The sequence below is a fragment of the Geomicrobium sp. JCM 19038 genome (assembly GCF_000698125.1).
Classification (GTDB): domain Bacteria; phylum Bacillota; class Bacilli; order Bacillales; family Marinococcaceae; genus Geomicrobium_A.
Map to the genome: position 1 here is coordinate 143065 of NZ_BAXA01000008.1, position 24668 is coordinate 167732.

General features: G+C 41.7%; 23 protein-coding genes and 5 pseudogenes. 20 read left to right on the top strand and 8 right to left on the bottom strand.

Annotated elements, in window-relative coordinates; all coding sequences use genetic code 11:
- The first annotated feature begins 47 nt into the window (after positions 1–47).
- The 8 genes and pseudogenes from JCM19038_RS11875 to JCM19038_RS11910 all read left to right on the top strand — a co-directional run bounded on the left by JCM19038_RS11875 (position 48) and on the right by JCM19038_RS11910 (position 7893).
- Positions 48–2465, top strand: a pseudogene (locus JCM19038_RS11875) (Na+/H+ antiporter subunit A).
- On the top strand, positions 2452–2850 hold the full coding sequence (locus JCM19038_RS11880; protein WP_373902895.1) for an MnhB domain-containing protein: 399 nt from the start codon (positions 2452–2454) through the stop codon (positions 2848–2850). The pseudogene JCM19038_RS11875 and the gene JCM19038_RS11880 overlap by 14 nt, the downstream one beginning before the upstream one ends.
- A 22-nt stretch (positions 2851–2872) precedes the next feature.
- Positions 2873–3211: a Na(+)/H(+) antiporter subunit C gene (locus tag JCM19038_RS11885; protein WP_042418194.1), complete on the top strand. Its 339-nt coding sequence runs from the start codon at positions 2873–2875 to the stop codon at positions 3209–3211.
- Positions 3204–4685: pseudogene (locus JCM19038_RS11890) on the top strand (Na+/H+ antiporter subunit D). Before JCM19038_RS11885 ends, JCM19038_RS11890 begins: the two are co-directional and overlap by 8 nt.
- Positions 4686–4698: 13 nt before the next feature.
- On the top strand, positions 4699–5175 hold the full coding sequence (locus JCM19038_RS11895; protein WP_042359723.1) for a Na+/H+ antiporter subunit E: 477 nt from the start codon (positions 4699–4701) through the stop codon (positions 5173–5175).
- Positions 5175–5456 carry a Na(+)/H(+) antiporter subunit F1 gene (locus JCM19038_RS11900; RefSeq protein ID WP_042359724.1) on the top strand — a complete coding sequence of 94 codons (282 nt, stop codon included), beginning with the start codon at positions 5175–5177 and terminating at the stop codon, positions 5454–5456. The genes JCM19038_RS11895 and JCM19038_RS11900 overlap by 1 nt, the downstream gene beginning before the upstream one ends.
- Positions 5449–5832 carry a Na+/H+ antiporter subunit G gene (locus JCM19038_RS11905; protein ID WP_152549427.1) on the top strand — a complete coding sequence of 128 codons (384 nt, stop codon included), beginning with the start codon at positions 5449–5451 and terminating at the stop codon, positions 5830–5832. Before JCM19038_RS11900 ends, JCM19038_RS11905 begins: the two co-directional genes overlap by 8 nt.
- Before the next feature lie 153 nt (positions 5833–5985).
- The gene (locus JCM19038_RS11910) at positions 5986–7893 is read left to right on the top strand and encodes a 5'-nucleotidase C-terminal domain-containing protein (protein WP_042418198.1); all 1908 of its coding nucleotides are present in this window, start codon (positions 5986–5988) and stop codon (positions 7891–7893) included.
- Between the two features lie 36 nt (positions 7894–7929).
- Here the strand turns inward: JCM19038_RS11910 and JCM19038_RS11915 are convergent, their stop codons facing one another.
- From JCM19038_RS11915 to JCM19038_RS11925, 4 genes are all read right to left on the bottom strand, one after another.
- Positions 7930–9000, bottom strand: a complete 1071-nt coding sequence (locus JCM19038_RS11915) for an MFS transporter (protein ID WP_081831770.1) — start codon at positions 8998–9000, stop codon at positions 7930–7932.
- Positions 8987–9112 carry a hypothetical protein gene (locus tag JCM19038_RS24470; protein ID WP_255343375.1) on the bottom strand — a complete coding sequence of 42 codons (126 nt, stop codon included), beginning with the start codon at positions 9110–9112 and terminating at the stop codon, positions 8987–8989. Before JCM19038_RS24470 ends, JCM19038_RS11915 begins: the two co-directional genes overlap by 14 nt.
- A 71-nt stretch (positions 9113–9183) precedes the next feature.
- The gene (locus JCM19038_RS11920) at positions 9184–9789 is read right to left on the bottom strand and encodes an alpha/beta hydrolase (RefSeq protein WP_042418202.1); all 606 of its coding nucleotides are present in this window, start codon (positions 9787–9789) and stop codon (positions 9184–9186) included.
- Between the two features lie 62 nt (positions 9790–9851).
- A complete protein-coding gene (locus JCM19038_RS11925) occupies positions 9852–10286 on the bottom strand; it encodes a MarR family winged helix-turn-helix transcriptional regulator (RefSeq protein ID WP_042359727.1) in 435 nt (144 codons plus the stop codon).
- A gap of 171 nt (positions 10287–10457) precedes the next feature.
- On the opposite strand from JCM19038_RS11925, the pseudogene JCM19038_RS11930 reads away from it, so the two are divergent.
- The 6 genes and pseudogenes from JCM19038_RS11930 to JCM19038_RS23680 all read left to right on the top strand — a co-directional run.
- Positions 10458–11362 (top strand): annotated as a pseudogene (locus JCM19038_RS11930) (aldo/keto reductase).
- A 17-nt stretch (positions 11363–11379) separates the two neighbouring features.
- A complete protein-coding gene (locus JCM19038_RS11935; protein WP_042418207.1) occupies positions 11380–12672 on the top strand; it encodes an amidohydrolase in 1293 nt (430 codons plus the stop codon).
- 91 nt (positions 12673–12763) lie between these two features.
- Positions 12764–13078 (top strand): cytochrome c, encoded by a 315-nt coding sequence (locus JCM19038_RS11940; RefSeq protein WP_042418209.1) that lies wholly within the window; start codon positions 12764–12766, stop codon positions 13076–13078.
- A gap of 110 nt (positions 13079–13188) precedes the next feature.
- Positions 13189–13410 carry a twin-arginine translocase TatA/TatE family subunit gene (gene tatA, locus JCM19038_RS11945; protein WP_042359730.1) on the top strand — a complete coding sequence of 74 codons (222 nt, stop codon included), beginning with the start codon at positions 13189–13191 and terminating at the stop codon, positions 13408–13410.
- A gap of 306 nt (positions 13411–13716) precedes the next feature.
- A pseudogene (locus tag JCM19038_RS11950) lies at positions 13717–15101 on the top strand (LLM class flavin-dependent oxidoreductase).
- Positions 15101–16174 (top strand): annotated as a pseudogene (locus JCM19038_RS23680) (sodium/glutamate symporter); the annotation flags it as partial. The pseudogenes JCM19038_RS11950 and JCM19038_RS23680, both read left to right, overlap by 1 nt.
- Positions 16175–16496: 322 nt before the next feature.
- Here the strand turns inward: JCM19038_RS23680 and JCM19038_RS23685 are convergent.
- A complete protein-coding gene (locus JCM19038_RS23685) occupies positions 16497–17948 on the bottom strand; it encodes a hypothetical protein (protein WP_042418212.1) in 1452 nt (483 codons plus the stop codon).
- 140 nt (positions 17949–18088) lie between these two features.
- Between JCM19038_RS23685 and JCM19038_RS11960 the strand changes: the two genes are divergently transcribed.
- Positions 18089–18814, top strand: coding sequence for a twin-arginine translocase subunit TatC (locus tag JCM19038_RS11960; RefSeq protein WP_042418215.1), 726 nt, complete (start codon positions 18089–18091; stop codon positions 18812–18814).
- 107 nt (positions 18815–18921) lie between these two features.
- On the opposite strand, the gene JCM19038_RS11965 is transcribed toward JCM19038_RS11960, so the two are convergent.
- Both JCM19038_RS11965 and JCM19038_RS11970 read right to left on the bottom strand, forming a co-directional pair.
- Entirely contained in the window at positions 18922–19113 is a 192-nt protein-coding gene (locus JCM19038_RS11965; protein WP_042418218.1) for a hypothetical protein, read from the bottom strand.
- A gap of 2 nt (positions 19114–19115) precedes the next feature.
- Positions 19116–19763 carry a hypothetical protein gene (locus tag JCM19038_RS11970; protein WP_042418221.1) on the bottom strand — a complete coding sequence of 216 codons (648 nt, stop codon included), beginning with the start codon at positions 19761–19763 and terminating at the stop codon, positions 19116–19118.
- Positions 19764–19867: 104 nt separating this feature from the next.
- Here JCM19038_RS11970 and JCM19038_RS11975 point away from each other — a divergent pair, with 104 nt between their 5' ends.
- The gene (locus JCM19038_RS11975) at positions 19868–20452 is read left to right on the top strand and encodes a TetR/AcrR family transcriptional regulator (RefSeq protein WP_042418224.1); all 585 of its coding nucleotides are present in this window, start codon (positions 19868–19870) and stop codon (positions 20450–20452) included.
- A 56-nt stretch (positions 20453–20508) separates the two neighbouring features.
- On the opposite strand, the gene JCM19038_RS11980 is transcribed toward JCM19038_RS11975, so the two are convergent.
- On the bottom strand, positions 20509–21885 hold the full coding sequence (locus tag JCM19038_RS11980; protein ID WP_042418228.1) for a dipeptidase: 1377 nt from the start codon (positions 21883–21885) through the stop codon (positions 20509–20511).
- Positions 21886–22026: 141 nt separating this feature from the next.
- On the opposite strand from JCM19038_RS11980, the gene JCM19038_RS24475 reads away from it, so the two are divergent.
- From JCM19038_RS24475 to JCM19038_RS21855, 4 genes are all read left to right on the top strand, one after another.
- Positions 22027–22509: an MBL fold metallo-hydrolase gene (locus JCM19038_RS24475; RefSeq protein ID WP_052361557.1), complete on the top strand. Its 483-nt coding sequence runs from the start codon at positions 22027–22029 to the stop codon at positions 22507–22509.
- A 29-nt stretch (positions 22510–22538) separates the two neighbouring features.
- On the top strand, positions 22539–22877 hold the full coding sequence (locus tag JCM19038_RS24480; protein WP_052361558.1) for a ComEC/Rec2 family competence protein: 339 nt from the start codon (positions 22539–22541) through the stop codon (positions 22875–22877).
- A 128-nt stretch (positions 22878–23005) separates the two neighbouring features.
- Entirely contained in the window at positions 23006–23659 is a 654-nt protein-coding gene (locus JCM19038_RS24485) for an ABC transporter substrate-binding protein (protein ID WP_052361559.1), read from the top strand.
- Between the two features lie 44 nt (positions 23660–23703).
- On the top strand, positions 23704–24648 hold the full coding sequence (locus JCM19038_RS21855) for an ABC transporter substrate-binding protein (RefSeq protein ID WP_255343376.1): 945 nt from the start codon (positions 23704–23706) through the stop codon (positions 24646–24648).
- Positions 24649–24668 lie beyond the last annotated feature (20 nt).

Sequence of the window (24668 nt, forward strand, 5' to 3'; positions counted from 1 at the left end):
TTTTTGAGCGTTTACATGAATGAAAGTTACAAGGAGGTTTTAGTTCATTGTCTTGGGTACATTTAATGATCGTTTTACCTTTATTATTTGCTGTATTCATACCTCTATTATATAAAGCTTTTCCGAGGATACATACAGGGTGGTTTGTTTTAGTCGTTCCTGTCGTGATTTTTGGATACTTGGCAACTTATTTGCCGATGCTTGCAAACGGTGAAACAGCGATGTATGAAATACCTTGGATCCCGTACCTCGATATTAACTTTGCAGTATTCGTGGACGGACTAGGGTTGATTTTTGCACTAATTATCTCGGGGATCGGTGCATTAGTCGTTATCTACTAAATTTATTATTTATCTAAAGCACGTGAGGCGTTACACAATTTCTATGTGTATCTTATGATGTTTATGGGAGCGATGCTAGGGGTCGTCCTTTCTGACAACATGATTGTCCTTTACTTGTTCTGGGAACTTACGAGTATTTCGTCATTCTTACTCATTGCATATTGGTATCAAAGAAAGCAATCAAGGTTCGGTGCACAAAAGGCGATGTTGATCACTGTACTTGGTGGTTTTGCAATGCTTGCGTCCATTATTATGATTCACAATATCACTGGGACATTCAGCATTCGAGAAGTCATCGCTCAAAGTGATTTGCTCGTACAACACGACTTATTCTTGCCTGCAATGTTGCTTCTATTGCTTGGAGCATTTACGAAGTCTGCACAATTTCCGTTTCACATTTGGTTGCCAGATGCGATGGAAGCACCAACACCAATTAGTGCTTACTTGCACTCTGCAACGATGGTTAAAGCAGGGATTTATCTTGTTGCACGGTTTACACCTGCGTTTGGTGGGACGCCAGAATGGTTCTGGATCGTCACTTTTGTCGGTCTATTCACCCTAATCTGGGGATCACTTAATGCTGTTAAGCAACGCGACTTAAAAGCATTACTTGCTTTCTCAACGATAAGTCAACTTGGTTTAATTATGTCATTGCTCGGTATGGGGTCAGCTGCACTTTACTTCAATCCGGGTGATCAAGGTGTACAGTTACACGCGTATGCCGTACTTGCAGCTGTGTTTCACCTGATTAACCATTCAACGTTTAAAGGTAGCTTGTTTATGGTTGTCGGGATTGTTGACCATGAGACAGGAACGCGTGATATGCGTAAGCTCGGTGGCTTATGACCATAATGCCGGTATCATTTACACTAGCTGTAATCGGAAGCTTATCAATGGCCGGACTACCGCCATTTAATGGATTTATTAGTAAGGAAATGTTCTTTACCGGAACGTTAAATGCTGCGAACTTAGATATCTTCAATATGGCAACATATGGTGCCATCATTCCAATAGTTGCTTGGATTGCAAGCGTATTTACGTTTATTTACAGCATTATTCTCGTCTATAAGACGTTTCTTGGGAAATACCAGCCAGAGCGCCTTGAGAAGAAAGCGCACGAAGCACCACTTGGAATGCTTATACCGCCTTCAATTTTAGGATTTCTCGTTTTGGCGATCTTCTTCTTCCCGAATGTCATTGGTGACTATGCGTTAAAGCCGATGGTCGCATCAATCATTCCATCAGCAGCTGGGGTCTTTGATGATTATACAATTTCGTGGTGGCATGGATTTGTACCAGAGTTATTTATGACGATGGCAGTTGTTGCATTAGGTTTAATCCTCTTTGCGACGTTAAACCGCTGGATCGGGCTTTATAACCATATGCCGCAATGGATGCACTTGAACAATTGGTTCAAGCATGGTCTTAGTGGAATGGAACGCGGCTCACATAAAGTGATTGATTGGCACATGACGGGTTATATTCGCGATTATCTGATGTACATCTTTATTACGATTATCTTAATCGTTGGTGGAAGTTACTTCATGTTGACGGATTTCACACTGTACACAGACAACTTAGCGTCCATTAACTTGTTTGAAATTGTACTAGCTCGTCTTGCTTGGGTCGACAGTATTAGTGATGGCGACGCGTTCAAGATTGACAGCTGTTGTGTCTGTCGGGGTGTTAGGTTATGTTGTCGCGTTGTTCTTCATCATTCTACGTGCACCAGACTTAGCTTTGACGCAGCTCGCGATTGAGACGGTATCTGTTGCACTTTACTTGTTATGCTTCTATCACTTACCGAAACTGAAAAGTCGTAGTGAAGAAGAGGGCGAGAAGTTCAAAGTGAGCAATTTTATTGTCGCACTTGGCGTTGGTTCACTCGTTACATTACTTGCACTAAGTGTAAATGGATACAACTTGTTTGAACCGATCTCTACCTACTATGGTGATAGTTATGATCTTGCTGGTGCAGCGAATATGGTTAACGCAATTCTCGCTGACTTTCGTGGGTTTGACACGTTCCTTGAAATTGTCGTTGTCGCCATTGCAGGTCTTGGAGTGTATGCACTCGTGCGATTACGATTAGAGAAAAGGAGGGGAACGGATGAAAGTCAATGATGTAATCTTGCAGACGGTAACGAAGATTGTTGTTTTCATCATCTTCACGTTCGCCTTTTACCTCTTCTTTGCAGGGCATCACGATACAGGCGGAGGGTTTATAGGAGGCTTATGGCTGCATCAGCTCGTCCTCCTCTACTTGTCTTATGATATTGATACGATTTCTAAAGCAATCCCGATTAACTATCGCACATTAATAGGAGTTGGGGTTTCTGTATCAATGCTTACCGGGTTAGGGTCGATATTACTCGGCTTCCCTTTCCTCAGTCATACGTTTGAGTACGTTGACTTCCCGTTTTTTGGGAGATTGAGCTTGCCACATCTGTACTCTTTGAGTTTGGTGTGTTGTTTACAGTTGTTGGTGGGACACTCACAATCATTTTAAGTATTAGTGAGGATGTATAACTATGGAAATACTAATGTCTATTCTAATAGGTGTCCTCGTAACTGCTGGTACGTATTTGGTCATGTCAAGAAGCTTACTCAGAATTATTTTAGGAACGGCAGTCATCGGTCACGGAGCATTATTACTACTGCTTACGACCGCTGGTCTAAAAGAAGGAGCGCCGCCAATTACAAACATTGAAGCGCTCGTCTACGCCGATCCTCTTCCGCAAGCGTTGATCTTAACTGCAATCGTGATTAACTTTGCAACGACAGGTTTCTTCTTGGTACTTGCGTATCGAGCGTATAAAGAACTAGGAACAGACGATATGGATAAACTAAGGGGTATTGACGATGAATAATATCATTATTTTATTATTGCTAATTCCACTCCTTACGGGCGTCCTACTTATCTTCCTTAGAAATCGCATCTCTGCCCAGCGTTGGTTAAGCATTCTTTCTTTGTTGGCTGTAGGGGTCGTCGCAGCGATTATCATTCAACGTGTCTTGAATGAAGGCACGATGACGTTAAATCTAGGGGCTGGGAGCCGCCTTACGGGATTGTCCTTGTTGCTGACATGTTCGCAATGTTACTCGTGTTTACAACAGTTATAGTTGGGATTTGTTGTTTGTTATACGGGTTTCGTACAATTGGAGAAGAGCGTGAACGGTATTATTTCTATACGTTCATCCAATTTTTACTTGTCGGTGTTATGGGATCATTTTTAACAGGAGATTTATTTAACCTGTTCGTATTCTTCGAAGTGATGTTGCTATCTTCGTACGTGTTAATCGCTCTTGGAGGTAAGAAAGTTCAGCTTCGTGAATCGATTAAATATGTACTCGTGAATATCGTGTCTTCAATGATGTTCCTTATTGCGATTGCGTATTTATACGGAATGCTAGGAACGTTGAATTTTGCACATATGGCGATTCGTGTATCAGAGGCAGGACAGGATGGTCTACTAACGACGGTTGCGATCTTTCTAATGCTCGTATTTGCGTTAAAGGCTGCCTTACTGATGTACTTCTGGTTACCAGGTTCATACGGTGCACCACCGATGGCCGTTGCGGCATTGTTTGCAGCGCTTCTAACAAAAGTCGGGATTTATTCGATTTTCCGTATGTTTTCTGTTGTATTTCCACATCAACCGGAGATTACGCATCAGTTGCTCGCTTGGCTCGGGATATTGACGATGATTATTGGAGCGATTGGGGCAGTTGCACACTGGAGTCTCAGAAAAATACTGGCATACAATGTTGTCGTCGCAGTAGGATTTATGATTGCCGGTTTTGCAGTCTTTACGACGACAGCGATCGCAGGCTCGGTATTCTACTTGATTCATGATATGTTCGTTAAAGCGCTCCTGTTTATACTCGGTGGAATTATGATTGGGTTGACGGGTACAGATAAGCTGCGTGAAATGAGTGGGATGATTCGAACCACGCTTCACTCGGTTGGATGTTCTTTATTGCAGCACTTGCCTTGCAGGGGTACCACCGCTAAGTGGCTTCATCGGAAAGCTTCTCGTTTTACAAGGGGCGATTGGTGAAGGGTTCTATATCATTGCTGCTGTAGGTTTAATTACGAGCCTTATGGTTCTTTACTCCGTCATCAAAATCTTTATTAATGGATTTTGGGGTGAGAATCAACTGACCGTTGAAGATGAAAAGATGTCAACGAAAGGAACGCTTCTTCCGAGTGCAATTCTTACAGTCATTGTAATCGGAATGGGGCTTGGAGCGGAGTTTGTGAACGTCTATATTATGGAAGCTGCTGAAGTCATTAACAATCCTTCCTTGTATATCGACGCAGTTATGCCTAACGGGGAATAAGAGAGGTGAGAGCATGCCCGTACAAATACTATTAAATTTATTTATCGCAGCGCTTTGGATGTTTTTGCAAGATGATTGGAGTATAAGTACGTTTACACTAGGTTATTTGCTCGGCCTCTTACTCATCTGGATGACACGTAGGTTCTTTAATGAACCGTTCTACCTGAGAAGGATTTGGGCGCTCATTGCGTTGTTAGTGTTATTTATCCGTGAGTTAATTTCTTCGAGCATCTTAATTACTAGACAAATCTTGCGTCCGAAACTAAATATCACTCCAGGGATTTTTACATTAGAGACGACACTAGAAACCGATTTAGAGATTACAGTGTTAGCGTTACTTTTGATGCTTACACCTGGTTCAGTCGTTATAGAAGTTTCTGAAGATGGTAAGACTTTTTATATGCATGCCATGGACATTCCAGATTCAAGTGACATGGCGTTACGTTCGAAAGATAAGTTTGAAAAAGCGATTATGGGGGTTACAAGATAATGTTTGATCTTATTTTATTGATCTCGTTGTTGTTAATCTCCTTCGCCATCTTGGTTGCTTTGTATAGAGTATATAAAGGGCCATCAATGCCAGATCGAATTATTGCTCTTGATTCAATCGGGATTAACTTAATTGCCTTGATTGCAGTGTTCTCTATTTATATGAGATCCACAGCATACCTTGAGGCAATCCTTATACTCGGTATACTCGCCTTTATCGGAACGATAGCATTTTCGAAGTTTATTGAGAGGGGTGTAGCAATTGAACGAAAGCATGATTGAAATCATTGTTGCCATTCTAGTGCTTATAGGTGTTGCATTAGCGCTAATTAGCGCTTTTGGTTTAATCCGCTTACCAGATGTGTACACCCGTTCACATGCAGCGACAAAAAGTGCTACTCTCGGTGTTCTCGTAACGATCATTGGGGCATTTCTCTTCTTTGGATTATCCGAAGGGGTATATAGTGTACGGTTAATCTTAGGAATTATTTTCGTGTTCCTTACTGCGCCTGTTGCAGGACATCTCATATGTCGAGCGGCTTATCGTTCAGGTGTATCATTATCAAAAGAAAGTGTCCAAGATGATCTTGAACCAATTCTTGGTAATGAAGAAGAGCGTCGTGCAAAAAATAAAGAACGACACCATCGTTCATCTTAGTAAGGATTTTAGACCCACATTCAATGCATAGAATGTGGGTCTTTCTTATAGAATTGTAAGTTTTACTTAGTATTATTGTTAAACTTCCTGCATGACTCTTGCCGCATTTGCTCAGTTTGCTACGATGAAAGTAATTCTATAGGAGGTGGTAACATGAAGAAGTTCTGGTTAGCAGCTTTGCTTACAGTGCCGATGCTAAGCATTCCACAGCTTGCTGAAGGTTCAGAAGTAAAACGAGGGGATTTCCTCAAAAAAATGATGGACGAAATGGACATTGAAGTCGAGCATTATGACACATCAACGCTCGCTTTTGAAGACGTAAGTGAAGAATATGCACCGTACGTAACTGCAGCAGTGGAACTTGGAATTACAACTGGACGTACGGACACTCGATTTGGTACAGAAGATCCTGTAACGAGGGCACATGCATCGTTATTTATGACTCGTGCCATGAACTTAGAAGCAGATGATTTATCAACGCTTTTGCAATTTGAAGATGTTTCTGAGGCGAGCTTTGCGAGTGAGGCACTAGCGACTGTGGCACAGTATGGCATTATGACTGGTTATACTAATGGTTACATGCGACCGAATCAAAACATTGCTCCTCATCAAGTGGATGCGATTCTAGAACGGCAAGACAACTACTTTACGAAACGCTCAATCGTACATACAAATGATATGCACGGAAGAGTAATGCAAAACGATGATGAAGGTGTCATGGGTCTTGCAAAAGTACATACAATCTATGATCTCATTAAACAGCAAAGCGAAGACGTGCTCCTCGTGGATGGTGGGGATACTTTCCATGGTACAAATCATGTGCATTATACAGAAGGACAAGCGATGGTCGAGCTTATGAACCATATTGGCTATGATGCGATGGCTGCAGGAAATCATGAATTTAATTATGGGTATAATCGATTACTAGAATTAAGTGATCTAGCAGATTTTCCGATCCTTGCGAGCAATGTGATCGTCGATGAAACTGGGGAGCCATTAGTTGAGCGTTATTCAATTGCAAAACTCGGTGACAAAAAAATCGGCTTTGTTGGGATTACAACAGAGGATACACCAATTCGAACACACCCGAGTAATGTTGAAGGAATTACATTCTATAATGATGTAGAAATTGCCAAGCGTGAAGTCGAGGCTATAGAAGACAAAGTAGATCATGTCGTTTTGTTAACACACTCAGGTCATTCGGTAGACCAAACTGTAGCAGAAGAAGTTGAAGGTGTCGATTTAATCATCGGTGGACATAGTCATACAGCGGTTGAGCGACCGTTTTATCAAGATCAAACATTTATTGCACAAGCCCACGAACATACAAAAGCAGTCGGTGTTGTTAACTTCTACTATTATGAAGACGAGCTTGCATCGATGAATGGTCAATTAATTCGCGACGTGAATGAGCGTTTTGAACCGCATCCAGAAACAGAAGCGCTCGTACAACAGTATGTAACCGAAGTTGATGAAGCATTAAGTGAAGTTATCGGGTCCATTGATACACGACTGGAAGGGGATCGAGAGGTTGTTCGGCGTGAGGAATCGAATTTAGGTAACTTAATTACAGACGCGATGCGTCAACGAACAGATGCTGATGTAGCCATTATGAACGGCGGGGGAATTCGAGAGAGTATTGAAGCAGGTGACGTGACGATCCATGATGTGATGAATGCTTTTCCTTTTATTAATCTCGTTGAAGCTCAAGAGATGACAGGAGATGTAATCGTTGAGGCGCTAGAGGAATCACTAAGTGTTTATCCTGAAGCGAATGGTGGATTTTTACACGTTTCAGGAATGAACGTACAATACGACCCGGACGAAGATCCTTATGAGCGTGTGACATCGGTTGAAATTAATGGCGAGTCGATCGACACGACAGAGACGTATCTCGTTGGAACGAACGATTTCCTAGCAGCAGGTGGAGATGGGTATTCAATGTTTGAAGATCAAGAAATTGTCTTATCAACGGGTGAGTTGTTAAGTGAAATTCTCATTGATTACATTCGCTCTGGAGAAGAAATCCCTGATGTTGAAGGAAGAATTGTCCAACAATAACCTAAAAAACGATGAGGAGCGTCCTCATCGTTTTTTTTAGATCGTTTTGTTTCGACTAGCCAACAGACCTACTAATAGCAAGACAATCGTAAGAATTAGGCAAAGCATGTAGGTGAGTTCTGGTAGCTGAATTGATTGCAACAAAAGCCCAAATCCAATCGGACCAATCGTTGCAAACAAATAACCGACCGCTTGCGACATGCCAGAAAGAGAAGCTGCATCTTGGGCGGTTTTTGTTCGCAGTGATAAAAGTAGAAATGATAAACTAACTGCGCCTCCTTGAGCTACACCTACGAATGCGATAAAAAGTCCAGTCGCAAATAAAGAACCGTTAAAGAAAGTAAGGCCAAGAAAGCCAGTAGCATAGAGTACACCCAAAGTGAGCACGATCTTTCGTTGATCGTAAAGACGTGCACCGATAAGTGGAACGATAAACGTTGCAGGGATCCCAAAGATTTGCATCCAAGCTAAAAAGAAACCGGCTTCTGTAGCATCAAATCCGTTTAGCATTAATAATTCGGGTAACCACGTAATTAAGCTATAGAAAAGAATCGATTGTAAACCCATAAATGCGGTCACTTGCCAAGCAAGTTTTGAGTGCCAAAGCTTTGTCGCGGTAGGCACAGTTTTTATGTGGTCTTTCGTTTTGTATTTCAATTGTGGGAGCCAAAGGATTAATGCCAAAAAAGCAGGAGCAATCCAAATAAATAAACTTAAATTCCATCCTAGCCCGATGTTTAGCGCAAGTGGAACACTTACCCCTGAAGCAATCGTTGCAAACACTGCCATAGAAGTCATATACAAGCTCGTGAATAATCCGATCCTTAATGGAAATGTCTTTTTTACAAAACCAGGAATTAAAACATTACATAATGCAATTCCAATACCGACCAATATGGTACCAATAAAAAGAAGTGCATTTACCGGCATGAAACGAACGACCATTCCTAAAATTAAGAGGATAAGTCCGATAAAGATCATGCGCTCAAGCCCAAACGATCTTGAGAGCTTTGGGGCAAAAAGAGATAAAAGTGAAAACGAAAGTAAAGGCAGCGCAGTCATGAAACTAATTTGGACATGTGATAAGTGAAGGTCATCTCGAATCATCGTAAGTAAGGCCTACACTCGTAATGGCAGGTCGTAAATTAAGTGCAACGATCAAGATTGCAATGACTGCCAAAACATAAGGAGTGCGTTTGGTTGGTGTTGTATTAAGCATATTATCCTCATCATGTTTTTCCTCATTGTAACATGAAACCGCCTACTCAAACGTAGAGTAGGCGGTCTTGATTAGAAGGTCTTATTAAACCAATTAATGGCTTCGCTTAATTCGGATTGAGTGAGCTGATGCCCACCGTTTTCCCAATGTAAGGTCACATCCGACCCGGCTTCTTTTAGCAATTCGTTTAGTTCTTCTGTCTCCTCGGGACGACAAATTGGATCTTGTTTTCCAGCGCCGATAAAGATCGGTGTATCGTTAAGTGAGGGAAGTGTAACGCCTCTTCTCGGTACCATCGGATGATGAAGGCTAGCTCCTTTTAGTGAGTTCTCATAATGGAACAATAAACTCGCTGCAATATTGGCTCCATTTGAATATCCGACAGCGACGATGTTGGAGCGATTGAAGTTGTGTTCTGAAGCGGCTTGATCAAGAAATTCATGCAGCTCCTTCGTACGGAAGACCAAATCTTCTTCATCAAATACACCTTCTCGTAGGCGACGAAAAAATCGGGGCATCCCATTTTCTGACACGTTTCCACGAACGCTTAATACCGACGAGTCAGGTGCAATCATTTTCGCTAACGGAAGCAGATCGTTTTCGTCGCCACCCGTACCGTGTAAGAGTAGTAAAACAGGCGCTTGTTCGTTAGAGCCTTTTTGAAAGATGTGTTGCATTGGTATCGCTCCTTTAACTGGAATTGTTGTTAGTGTGCTCATTCAAAACCATCATGATGAGTTTAATCTGATGATGAATCACTTTTATGAAGGCGTGTGAGTAAACGTAATAACTCTTTTTGTTCATCGGTTGATAAGCTTGCAAATTGGTTCATTTGAAACTCTTCTTGCATAGGTACAACCTGCTGATACAACGCTAATCCTTCTTTTGTTAGCGATAAATATTTTGTTTTCCATTCTTGTTTGCGAGTGATCAGCTCACGGGTCTCCATCTTCTTAACAAGATGTGTAATGTTGCCTTTCGTGACAATAAGCTTCTCTGCTAAGTCTTGTTGTGTAATGGGCTGATGAGCACCGACTTGCACGAGTAAATCGAATTGAGCAGTGGAAAGGTCATAATCATCTAAGTTCTTGTTCGTTTGACGGATGTTGTGATTGTAAAAGCGTGCGAGCCGAAACCATAGCAATAACGCAAGGCGGCGATCTGTCTGCTCCATACACATGTCTCCTTCAATAGTTATCAGTATAATCATAAACTGATTGCCACACACATTCAAGATTTTTGCATGGTACGATGAGTTAGACTCGTTTTATAGTTATACGTGATGTATGATTTACGACCATTTCGGGTACAGGATGAATAAGAAATTATTGTTGGAGGGATGATCTTGAATCGAAGTACGCTAGGCAAGTCAGAAATTGAACTTAGTGAGATTTCATTAGGCACTATGAGTTTACCTAACGATTCTATACAGTCAAAACGAATTATTGAAACAGCTATTGAAAAAGGAATCAATTATTATGATACCGCTGATCTCTATTCTTATGGGGAGAATGAGCGTATGGTTGGAGAATTAATTAAAGAAAGAAGAAGTGACTTAGTCCTTGGAACAAAAGGTGGGAATCACTTTAAGGAAGAAAAAGATGGGTGGTTTTGGGATCCGTCAAAAGCTACCTAAAAGAAGCTTGCAAAAATAGTTTAAAGCGTTTAGGGACAGACTACATTGATTTGTATCAACTTCATGGTGGAACAATCGATGACCCGATCGATGAATCCATTGAAGCATTGCAAGAATTAAAGCAAGAAGGGTACATCCGAGAATTTGGAATTTCTTCAATACGACCAAATGTTATTCGAGAGTACCTTCATTCGGGGATGGCGAGTGTGATGATGCAATATAGTTTGCTTGACCGAAGACCAGAAGAGGAACTTTTAGAGTTACTTCACCAGAACGGTATTGGTGTTCTCGTAAGAGGCGCAGTTGCAAAAGGGTTGTTAACAGACCGAGTGGAAGAGAAAGTCAGTGAAGACGGATTTCTAGGTCATAGTAAGGAACGCATTCTATTTGCGACCGATGCTCTACGTGCCATTAGTGATGTAGCAACACCATCACAAGAAGCGATTCGATATGTACTCCGTCACCCTGCGGTCACTTCAGTCGTAGCTGGTGCAAGCACTGCAGAACAAGTGCTAGAAAACAGTGTTACATCAGAACTAGGCCCCCTCTCGGATGAAAATTATGATAAATTAAAGAAAAGTGCTGAAATGATTTATTATGAACAGCACCGTTAATGTTGAGGAGTGAAACAATGGAACGATGGTTAAATGAACTAGAACCGAAACTGATTACGTGGAGGCGACATTTTCATAAATATCCTGAAGTCGGTTGGACTGAATATGTTACGACAGCAAAGATTGTAGAAGAGCTTGAACGTCTAGGATTTACGTTATATATAGGAAAAGATGCCGTAGATTCTTCTTCTAGAAGTGGCGTTCCAAATGTTGAACAATTAGAAGAAGCTGAGTTGCGTGCAAAAGAACATAACGTTCCTAAAGCACTCATTGAGAAAATGAGCGGGGGGCATACGGGTGTCGTTGCACGCTTGGATACCGGAAGAAAAGGACCACATACTGCTTTACGATTTGATATTGACGCTTTGCCAATTTTTGAAGCCGCAGAAGACCATTTACCAAACGCAGAAGGTTTCCAGTCGCTTCATGATGGCCTTATGCATGCATGTGGACACGATGGACATACGAGTATTGGCTTAGGTGTTGCGCATTATTTGTATCGTCATCAAGATGAGTTATCTGGAGAGTTTACGCTATTATTCCAACCTGCTGAAGAAGGCAGCCGAGGTGCGAAGGCGATGGTTGAGAAAGGCTGGTTATCGAATGTGGATCACTTCCTTTCAGGACATATCGGGATCTCAGATGAGGAAGTCGGATTAGTTGCTGCCACTTCTGAAGGATTTTTAGCGACGACGAAATTCGATATTACCTTTAAAGGCAAAGCGTCTCATGCAGGCGCAAAACCTGAAGAGGGAAAGAATGCATTACTTTCTGCCGCTAATTTCTCACAACATGCCTATGCAATTCCAAGGCATAGTGCTGGAGATACTCGGGTCAATATTGGCACATTGGAAGCGGGGTCAGGTCGTAACGTGACGGCAGACTATGCGTTTTTACGTGGTGAATCTCGTGGGGAAACAGAAGAGTTAGATCGCTATATGTATGAACAAATTAAGCAAATCGCACAAGCTTCAGCAGATCTTTATGGAACGACTGTTGAGATTGAAGAAGTTGGACAAGGCACAACTGCCGAGTGCGATTACGTATGGATTGACCGCTTAGAAGATGTTGCAAAAAAGTACAATACAATCAATAAAGTACTTCCTAAACTTTCGATAGGTGCTTCTGAAGATGTGACTCATATGATGCGAGCAGTGAAAGAAGACGGTGGTGAAGTGACGTATATGATTTTCGGCACACCACTTAAAGAAGGACATCATCATCCCCAGTTTGATTATGATGAAAACGTATTACGAGTAGGGGTTTTGGCTGTAACCGGATTACTTGAAGGGTTGCATTGTAAAGATTGAGTAACGACGTGAGCAAAGTATTGTTTGATCTGACAAATTTATGCTAAGATATGTAAGCAATCTATGCGATTTTCGAGGAGGAAACAAGGTTATGAAGAAATTCTTAATTATGATGGCTGGTTCTGCTATGCTACTTGCTGCATGTGGTGGCGGGGACGACGCTGGTGAAGAAGGCGAAGAAACAGCTGGCGGTACATACGATGCAGAAGCAGCTGCGAGCCTATATGAATCAAACTGCTTATCTTGCCATGGAGACAATGGTTCAGGTGCATCAGGTCCTGAAATCGCTGGTATGGATGTTGAGTCTGTACTTGCAGCGATCGAAGAAGGTCCTGGAGGAATGCCAGCTGATATCGTGACTGGTGAAGAAGCAGAGAACGTAGCTCAATACGTTTCAGAACAATAATGCACGTAACCTTCTATTTAAGATAGAAGGTTTTTTATTTGGAAAAAATGATGTACAGAAATAGTATTCTGACAGAAAATGGGTACGCTAGGGAGAAGGAGGTGATGGACATGAGTCCATTTAATGTTGGGATTCCTAGTTTGATTTTAATTTTGTTGCTTGCCATCTTGATTTTTGGACCCAAGAAACTGCCGGAGATTGGTGGCGCATTTGGGAAGACGATTACCGAGTTTAAACGGTCAACGAGTCAACTCATGGATGATGAACCATCTTCTACACCGGCACAACCGACTAAAATTGAATCGAACCCTACAGATGATTCTAAAGCTTAATCGGTGGCTACGATCATAATGTGGACAAAAAGGTGAGTAGGCAACAAGCCTGTGCTCGCCTTTTTGCGTCAAGGTGAAGCTTTCTTCTTATCTTCTACACATTGGTAGGGGTACTTCTGTCACGGTCTAAAAAATCTTGTATTCAAATTTTCTATATATATTGACAATTAAAATGAGAAGTCGTAACCTAATGAATAATCACCACCTCACATTTAGTCGTTTTTACTGTTTCGTATCGAAACAGTATTCTTTTTATCCATTAAACCGACTATTCAAGTGAGTATTATATGGATAGGGGTGCCTGACATGACCATACAAAGAAAAAGAATGTACCTGAATGCGTTTGATATGAACTGTGCAAGCCATCAATCCCCTGGATTATGGGCTCACCCAGATGATCAAAAAGCAGAATCTTATAAGACGGCTGACTATTGGATTGAGCTAGCGAAAACGTTAGAGCGTGGATTCTTTGATGGGATTTTCTTAGCTGACGTCTTGGGCACGTACGATGTGTATAAAGGATCTAGGGATACAGCGATTGCTCATGGGGTACAAGCACCTGTTAACGATCCGAGTTATCTTGTACCTCTTATGGCTTCAGCCACGAAGCACTTAGGGTTTGGGTTGACTGTTTCAACAACTCACGAGAATCCGTATATCTTTGCGAGGCGCATGTCTACGCTTGATCATTTAACAAACGGGAGAATTGGTTGGAATATCGTGACAAGTTACTTAGAAAGTGCATCAAGAAACATTGGATTAAAGCAAGTGAAGCATGACGAACGTTATGAAATTGCTGAAGAATATTTAGAGGTTGTATACAAGCTATGGGAAGGTAGTTGGGAAGACGATGCTGTGAAGAACGATAAAGAAAATCAAAGATTTGCAGATCCTAGCAAAGTTCATGACATTAATCATTACGGGAAACATTATGAAGTACCGGGAGCCCACTTATGTGAGCCATCACCACAACGCACCCCAGTACTGTTTCAAGCTGGCGCATCAAAACGAGGGAAGCAATTTGCATCAAAACACGCCGAGTTAGTATTTATTAGTGTACCGGAAAATTATCTAGCGAAGCGTTATGTTGATGAGCTGAATGAGGAACTAAACCTTGCAGGAAGAGATCGTAGTGAAGTAAAAGTCCTTTCCTTATTGACGCCAATCATCGGCAAAACGAAAGAAGAAGCCGAAGCAAAACGTGAGGCATATAGACACTTTGTCAGTCATGAAGGAAGTCTTGCACTTATTGGTGGCTGGACCGGTATTGATTTTAGTGGATATGAGAAAGAAGATAAAGTGGAATACATTGAAAATGAAGCGATGCGCTCTTCCATTGCAAGCTTTACGAATCAAAATGCCTCCGAGTGGACAGTAGGGGAATTTTCGGAGTTTGTCAGTATTGGTGGTCGTGGGAAAGTGATCGTAGGTACAGCAGAAGAAGTGGCAGATCAAATGCAAGAATGGATGGAGACGACGGGTGTGGACGGTTCAACATCACCTATAGTGTTTCACCTGGCACATTTGAAGAATTCGTTGAGGATGTTGTTCCGATATTGCAAGAGCGTGGGCTTGTGAGAACGTCTTACGAAGAAGGAACGTATCGAAACAACCTCTTCGGTTATGATCAACTTCCTGAGCACCACGTTGGGCGTACGTACCGGCAGTTAGGTGTAGAGATTAAACAATGATGGAGCAAGTGACGTTAATCGACCTCGTCTTTGATTTTGGTTTGCTATCGTTGTTACTACTAATCGGTGTATGGCTAAGATCGAAAGTGGAAATTTTGCAAAAGATGTTTTTACCAGCTGGACTCATTGCGGGGGCGCTTGCACTTGCATTCGGACCAAACGGATTTGGGATTTTGCCGTTTTCTGATGCGATTGCAAGCTATCCTGCGATTTTCTTAGCACTCGTGTTTGCAGCGATTCCACTTGGAGCAGCCAAAGTATCATTCAAAAAAGCTTCCAAGCGTATTCGCAACATGTGGATCTACTGTGCTTTTACGTTCTTAGCGGTATATGGAGTGGGTCTATTGTTTGCTGACGTTCTATTGCGACCGCTGTTCTCAACACCTGAAGGATTTGGATTTATGCTCGGTGTCGGGTTTATTGGTGGTCATGGAGGTGCAGCTGCGCTAGGACACTCCTTCCAAGAACTTGGTTGGGCAGATGCGACGTCATTAGGTTATGCATCAGCAACTGTCGGCATGTTAGTTGCGATTATAGGTGGCATGATGATTATTAAGCGAGGGACAGAGCAGCGTCACGGTACGTTTGTGACAGATTATAAAAGCTTGCCAAATGAATTGCGAACGGGACTGATTGAACGGGACAACCGTAAATCACTAGGAGAAATTACATTTTCCCCGAATTCGGTTGATCCATTGCTCGTTCACATTGCTTTTTTAGGTGGCATTTTACTCATTTCTTATGTTCTTCAACAGTTCGTCACGGTTATATTCCCGACGGTTTCGATTCAACTGTTTATTTTCACACTACTCGTCGGTTTGCTCGTCCAAGTATTTCTACGTAAATCGAACGCAGACCAGTATGTCGATAAACGAACCGTTGATCGAATTAGTGGAACGTGTGCAGATTTAATTGTCATCTTCGGTATTGCTTCCATTAACTTAGCTGTCGTAGGTGCTTATGCAATTCCGCTCGCAATTTTATTGATATTCGGCATTGCATTTATGTACTTTTGTTACCGGTTGTTAGCACCTCGTGCCTTTGAGGATCATTGGTTTGAGAATGCGGTGTTCAATTGGGGTTGGACGACGGGAACGACAGGTCTTGGCATTACGTTGCTACGAATTGTTGACCCTGAAGTGAAGACGACAACATTACAAGATTACGGGATTGCTTATCTTGGAATCATTCCGTTTGAGATTCTAACGATTGCCATTGCTCCAGTGTTTATCGTCATGGGATATGGCTGGGTGTACATTATTGGCGCTTTAGCTTTAGTTCGGTGCTTATGTTTATGGCATTTTCAAAGGGATGGTTTTACAGAGAATCAAAGCAGCCCATTCTATCAAAAGGATAAAAAACCCGAACCGCAACGTTGGCGGTTCGGGTTTTTTATTAGTTTTGGTACAACGGAACAAATCGTTCTTCCATTACTTTCAAGTAAGCGGAGAGATCGTCTTGTTTACATAATGCTTGTGGAGAGAACGGTCCATCTATGCTGTAGGCGTTGTTTTGTAGCCAAGACTGCACATCTTCATTCTGCCAGCTCTTCGTCTCTTGGCTTAGTTTTTGGTACATGCTTGCTGCATTCATATAGCTAAGTAGCTCAAAACCTGGTGCCCCGAAGCTGCCAGTAGCAAAGTTGTCTTCTTGTAAGATGCCGCCTAAGTCATGAGGGGTCAACAAGCTTAAATGTTCCCCAGACTTTTCAGCCCAAATGTTCTGCAATTCCTTGGTCGCTACTTCACCGTTAATGACGGCTTTTTCAATTTCATAGCGCATGAGCAGGTGAAGTGGTTGCATAACTTCACTTGCTTCAGATTTAACAATTGTAAAATCAACCGCATTAATCGCTTCATAAAACTGTTCACAGGATACGTGATCTAACATCGGTGAGAGCTGTTTCTGGATGTCAGCATAATTCACCTGCCAGAAACCTTTGCTCTTTCCGAGGAATTTTTCGAATAACAAGCGATGAGCAAGTTTTGTTGATGGATCCGTTTCTCCTTGAAGAAGCGTTTCGTAGTTTTGTGAAAAGCTTGCTTCTCCTGCTTCACTAAACATTTTCGGGAATACATTTCTTAGTTCTGAAGCAGCAAAAGGAAAAGCAACTCGAACATCATCTGGTTGGATGGCGATGGTCATTGAAGTATGACCAGTATCCATTCGACCCGCTTCAAAATCAAACCCTAATCGCTCTAGTCCATTATGAAGAATCGACTGATGTGTTGACGCATCAACATCTTCATAAAGAAAACCAGTTTTGATTTTCTTATCAGAACTTTTGGCGTATTGCACGATCGGCGTTAATTCTTTTTTTATTCGTCCGAACCGTTGATCGAGTTTTGCCGTCGTTAATCCTTCTTGACGAAGTCCTAGAATAGCGTCATAGCGGTTCGATGTATATCCAAGTTCATCAGCAAGATCCATTTGCCAAATGACAAAGCGATCAAAGAGCGGTCGAAAGTGGGAGAAATCATTTTTTTGTCTTGCTTCTTGCCAAAGTGCAGGCGCTTTGGCCGCCATTTTTTCATAAGAAGTGTAGAGTTTTCTAGGGATTTTGTTAAGTCTTGTACTTTCTTTTTGCAAATAGCGAACAGTTGGACGCATTGCTTCTGGAATTTCTTCAATGGCGACTTCCTGAAGCATTGCTGCGTTGCTCTTATCAGTCATTAGCGTATGCGTACGCTCTGCAAGTTGGCTCATCACATTTGCACGTGTATGTAGCCCTTTTTTGGAACCGTGAGTATAATGATCCCATTTTAATAAAGAGGCACTATGTTCAAGAGTCATTAATTCACTGACGAGGTTGAGCAGTTGTTGATGCTCCATTTTTGTTGCGGTCATAAGTTGTAACATCCTTCCAATAGTTGAGTTCAATTCCAGTTTTTACGTAAATGAGGATAACTATTCCTCATTTCGTATGTCAATAAAGAGAGATGGGTAAGTTATGAGGAGACTGATTGAACGTTTGGAGGAATTGTACAATGTCTCAAACTGAATCACTAGAAAAACAACCAACGTTAGAACACATCACGGTGTTAAGAGGAGCAGTACTTCGCTCATTACTCGTGTATGCATTTATCTTTATTGTGTTGTTTTTCGCGTTGAGGTTTTATATGGATCTCTTGATTGGAGATCGAGAGCTTGTGATGCTTGGTCCATTAGATGCAATTAAATTGTACTTTACACTTGCTGGCGTACTAGGGTTAGGCTTTTCTGCACCTTATTTGGCTTTTGAAGCTTGGCGTTTTGTAAAGCCTGCCCTTAGCACAAAAGAAGCAAGTATCTTGTTCCAATACATACCGGCTATTTTTGTTTGTTTTATCATTGGGCTTTGCTTTGGTTTTTTTGTTATCCATCCGTTAGCATTTGCGTTCTTAACTGAACTTGGAGAACTCCATTTCGACATGATGATTACGGCTTCGGAATATTTCTCCTTTGTATTAATGGCTACACTTCCAGCGGGCTTTTTGTTTGAGCTTCCTTTAATTATTATGGCACTCACATCTTTTGGCTTGCTCAACCCATACTCACTAGGAAAAGTCCGAAAGTATGCTTACTTTGCTTTGCTATGTATTTCTGTACTCATTACGCCACCTGACTTTTTAACAGATATTCTTGTTGTGATTCCATTCATTTTACTATATGAACTCGGAATTGTCTTAGCAAAGGTCGTACACAAACGAAAAGCACACGTTGAGGCTGTATAGAGAAGGCGATCTTGTGGACAAAACAGAAAATGGCCCAGTTGTTCAACTTGTAAATGAACGACTGGGCCATTTCTTTATGCAGGAATTCGGTCTAATGACCGTGTAACTCAATCGCTCTTCTTTGGTTTTAACACAGTTGTGCCGATAATTCCTGCGATTAAAATGATGATTGACGGGACAGAGAATTGATCAAAAAGATCATCTCCAGGATATGATGGAAAGGCATCGAGCTGGGAGACTAGGCGAAATACGGTAAGAATAACGCCGATGCTTAATAGAACGTTAAAGAACTTATACATGATTATGCGCCTCGCTTTTTCTTATCTTTTTTTTGGAAAACGTACGTAGCAGAGACAATCGCATCGACGACGAGTATAATGCCCCAAATCATTGAAACGGAATGGAAGGTTTGATTATCGTACGGTGTTGCTTCGTAGCTCTCGCTACCTAACCAATCCAAATCAGTTAAATAATTTGCAGAGTCGTGAATGTCTAACCCACTTAATCCGAAGAACAGAACTTGTACACTTAGAAAGACAGCCACATGTGTTATCCATGTCACAAGGTAATGCTTTGCTTGTACAGTCGGGTCTTTTTGCCTTGCCATTACTTCGTAGTCTTTTGTTGTTAAGAGACGATCAGCATCAATCTTCTTTCGCATCCAACGGTCTAACCGTTTAAAATCGTGAAATCCAAATGTTAGTGCATAGAGTACGAACAAGGAAACGATGATTTGAAAAGCAGCAATTTCACCTGTACGTGCAAATACATACCATGCAAGTACAGCCTCAAATCCGGTTAATGCAATAAAAGCGATAATAAACCCTATTGATAATTGTGGTTTTTTTAGTTTGTATCGACTATATCCAAATAACAATAAGCATAAAAAACTGATGATTTCGATCGCGATAAAGATTTCCCACTGGTAATGAACCATGATGTCATTCATAACAACGCCCCTTTTTAGTTCAGTTGAGTTAAATAAAAGATAACATGTCGTGCGTGCATAAAGCATTTTAATTCGGTTGAATTAAAAAATGATATACTAAGTACATGCCAAAAATTGTAGACCACGAAAAACGAAAACAAATTATTGCAGAAACGACTTGGAAGTTGATTAGTAAGTACGGGATTCAGCATGCAACATCGAGGAATATTGCAAAAGAAGCGGGGTTATCACAGGGCGCTTTGCGGCACTATTTTTCGAAACAAGAAGGTCTGTACGTGTTCGCATTAAACCTCGTGAAAGAACGATTTATCTCACGATTAGAGAGGGTGAATGAAAAGGGATTAGCACCGGTTGAAAAAGCGGTTGCTTATTTACTAGAGTTTGTACCGACGAATGAAGAAACTCGACTTGAAATGGAAGTGTGGTTCGCATTTGTAGCTTATGGAAAGACGCAAGAAGACTTTGACCTAGATCATGTCGGACTTGAAAAAGGTGTAAAAGATGTGATTGTCTTTCTTCGAAAAGAAGGTTACGTAATGAATCACGATCCAACACTTGAAGAAGAAAGTTTATATGCCTTTATTAACGGAATGGCATTAAACTTGTATCTCGAACCAAGCAAAATCAATCGAGATCAAAGTAAAAAGATGATCACTCATTATGTTCAACGAATGATTCAGGCAAATTAGAAACGCACACTCTTTTAAAAAAAGAGTGTGCGTTTCTTCTTAGATTTTCAATTTAATTAAGATAATCCAGTTTTGCTCAGTTTCTCATAATAATTGCAAATCGCACGCAATCCTTGATCGAAGTTTTCTAAATGAAAATGCTCATTTGGAGCATGGAAGTTCTCTGACGGAAGACCAAAGCCCATAAGTACGATCGGTAAATCTAGGATTTCACTAAATGTCTCAGCAATTGGAAGGGAACCACCCATACGTGTGTATGCGGTTTTCTCTCCATATACTTCTTCTAGCGCTTCGCCTGCACGTTGAATAGCAGGATGGTCGTATGGCGTTACAAATGGTTTGCCTTTATCAAAAGGTGTAGTCGTAAATGTGATCCCTTTTGGCATATGTTTCTCTATATGGGCGTCCAAACGTTCAACAATGTCATCAGGATCTTGTCCTGGTACGAGGCGGCAACTAATTTTCGCGGAAGCTTCGGCTGGAAGAACGGTTTTAATTCCCTCGCCTTGGAATCCACCGAACATACCATTGATTTCAAGAGTAGGTCGAACCCATGTGCGTTCTAGGAACGAATAGCCTTCTTCCCCGAATAACTCTGGTACTTCTAACTCATCGATAAGAGCAGATTCATCGTAATTTAGCGCATCATACGCAGCTTTTTCTTCATCCGTTAGTGGGATCACGTTATCGTAAAAACCTTCCACAGTCACTCGACCTTTTTCATCGTGCATACTAGAAAGCAAAGAGGCTAGTGCATGTAGAGGGTTTTGTACTCCTCCACCGTAGAGACCAGAGTGAAGGTCACCCTTTGCGCCTTTAAGGTCAACTTGCAATCCAGCTAATCCTCGTAATCCATAACAAACGGTTGGCTTACCTTTTTCAATCATTGTCGTATCGGAAATGACAAGTACGTCTGCTTTTAGTTTTTCTTTATATTGCTCAACAAAGGCATCCAGGTTCGGACTTCCAATTTCCTCTTCGCCTTCAATCATGACTTTCACATTGATCGGAAGCTCGCCGTGCACAGCTTTGAGTGTTTCAAGAGCCTTGATGTGCATGAACGTTTGACCTTTATCATCGGTGGCACCACGAGCGTAGATTTTATTGTCACGGATGTCAGGCTCAAAAGGAGGTGTATCCCACAGTTCAATTGGGTCAACAGGTTGTACGTCATAGTGACCGTAAATTAACACGGTCGGCTTATCGTCGTGTTGAAGGTACTCACCGTAAACGACAGGATGCCCTTTCGTAGGCATAATTTCAACGTTCTCAAGTCCAATTGTTGTTAGTTGGTCTGCCGTCCATTGTGCCGTCTTTGCCATATCTTCTTTATGCTCAGATAACGCACTCACACTTGGAATGGATAACCAGTCACTTAACTCTTTTAAGTGTTGCTCGCGCTTTGCTGCTAATGTTTGTTCAATCGTAGTCATAATCGCCCTCCGTTATGAAAATAAGTCCTATCTTCTATTTTGCCACCAGATGAAACGAAGGGCAAATGTCTGATTGACTCAAACGTTCGTTCGCCTGTATGATTATGCTCATATAAGAGTGAAAAGGGAAGGATTTGTGTAATGAGGGCACTACAATTTATATTTATCTTCTTACTGACCATCGTGTTGACAGCTTGTGACAATGAGTTTAATCAATCGACTACCGAAGAAGCACAGTCAATGTCAGGTGCAGAAGTCGTCTTTTATGACGTCGGTCAAGGGGACAGTACGTTACTTCGAGATGAAGAAACAACGATTTTAATTGATACAGGCAGGCATGACGACCCGGCCGTTTTAGATTATTTAGAGGCTGATGAGGTGCAGAGTATTGATCTGCTCATCTTAACTCATCCTCACGCCGACCACATTGGGCAAGCGGATGTAATCTTAGAGAATTATCAAGTCGAAGAAGTGTGGATGAACGGTCAAGAACATACATCCGCAACGTATGAACGTGTGATTGATGCAGTTCTGGAAAGTGAAGCTGCGTACGAAGAACCAAGTCCTGGTGATGTGGCGACGATCGGTGGATTTGAATTTGAGGTCTTAAACCTTATGAGCTAACGAGTAACCTTAACGATGGATCACTTGCAATGCGTGTAACGTATGACGGGGTATCTGTTCTTTTCACAGGAGACGCTGAGCGTGAAGCAGAAGAGAACATGATGCAACAACCAGAGTTGTTAAATGCAGATGTTTTCCACGTCGGTCATCACGGCTCTAGTACGTCAAATGGTGAAGAGTTTTTGCGAGCAGTTGATCCTGAAGTAGCCATTTACTCAGCGGACGTTGATAGTGAATATGGTCACCCCCATGATGAAGTTGTAGAACGCTTTGAAGATTTGGGGATCGAGTTATTTGGAACGGCTGAACAAGGTGAAGTGTATGTGATCATTCAAGATGGCGAATGGGATTTATTCTCAGAACGGTGAAATGCAGGATTATTCCTGCATTTTTATTTGGGTTAGTAAATATGCTAAAATACATGCTTGTCTGAATAAAGAGAAAAAGCTACAATAGTCATGATCACTTTGTGGGAAAGTTACTAGGAGGGTTAAAAGTGAAAAAATTCAAAAAGCGTTTTGCTAGCGGGGTTGTAGCACTAACGATTGTTGGCGCACTAGCAGCATGTTCAAGCGATGAGTCAGTCGATGAAGACGCGGTAGAACCGGATACAGATGCTGGTGGAGAAGAAACAGACGATGATGTAGAAGGTGACACTAGTACTGCGACTGAAGGCGGGGACCTTCGACTTGCAATGATGAGTGATGCAGTAGACCTTGATCCGCACGGATCGAACGACACGAGCTCTTCTCACGTGCGAACGAACATTTACGAAAGATTAGTGAATCATGATGAGAATATGGATTTAATACCGGAGCTAGCAGAAAGCTTCGAGCAAGTTGATGAATTAACGTGGGAATTTGTTCTTAGGGAGGATGTTACGTTTACAGACGGTGAACCATTTAATGGTGAAGCAGTTAAGCGGACACTTGAACGAGTCATTGATCCTGATGTTGCTTCTCCAAAAGCTTTTATGTATGAAATGATCGAAAACATTGAAGTGATTGATGATTACACCGTTGAAATCACGACAGAGTATCCGTTTGCACCACTCGCTGCAAACCTTGCGCATGATGGTGGTGGAATGATTAGTCCAAAAGCAATCGAAGAAGAAGAAAATGGTGAGCGTAACTTGATCTTGAGCCTGTAGGTACAGGTCCGTTTCAATTAGAGGATTGGAATCAAGGTACGGAGATTCTATTAACGAGAAACGAAGATTATTGGGGTGACTTACCTGCAATTGATACGGCTTCGTATCTTGTTGTTCCAGAGCAACTCACTCGAATCGGTCAACTCGACACAGGTGAAGTGCACGTAGCCGAAAATATTGAACCAGTTAACATGAGTCAAATTGAAAATATGGAAGGAGCAGATGTTTCATCAGTAGAAAGTCTGCGCCTAGACTATATTGGATTTAACAATGAGTCTGAACCATTTGATGACGTGAATGTACGTGTGGCAGTTGCAAAGGCCATTGATAAATCTTCAATCGTAGAAGCAATTTATGAAGGGTACGGGTCTGAGGCAATAGGACCATTAAACCCACTCGTATTTGGCTATAGCGATGGATTAGAGCCCCTAGAATACAATCCAGAAGAAGCGCAAGAGTTGTTAGATGAAGCTGGACATGAAGATGGATTTGACGTATCAGTAATGGTGCGTGAAGAGAATGAATTAAGTGTTCAACTTGCAGAGATCATTCAAGATCAATTGAGCGAGTTCAATATTAATGTGACAATTGACCAACGTGAGTGGAGTTCTTTGCTCGACGCATCTGCAAATGGTGAGCATGACATGGTAATTTTAGGATGGACAACAGTAACGGGTGATGCAGATTACGGTATGTACTCTCTGTATCATACAGAAGAGCATGGGGCGTCTGGTAACCGAACGTTCTATAGCAATTCAGAGGTTGACGAGTTATTAGAAGCGGCTCGCTCTGAAGTAGACGAAGACGCTCGTGTTGAGTTGTATGCAGAAGCACAACAAATCATAATTAATGAAGCTCCAAAAATCTTCACCGTTCATGATGACTTCCGAATTGGTATTGCTGACAATGTGGAAGGCTTCCTCCAACTATCGAATGGCGTATTTGATATTTCTGGAGTAACGATTACTGAAGAAGAAGCAGGTTACTAAAAGTAACCGAGGTTTATCAA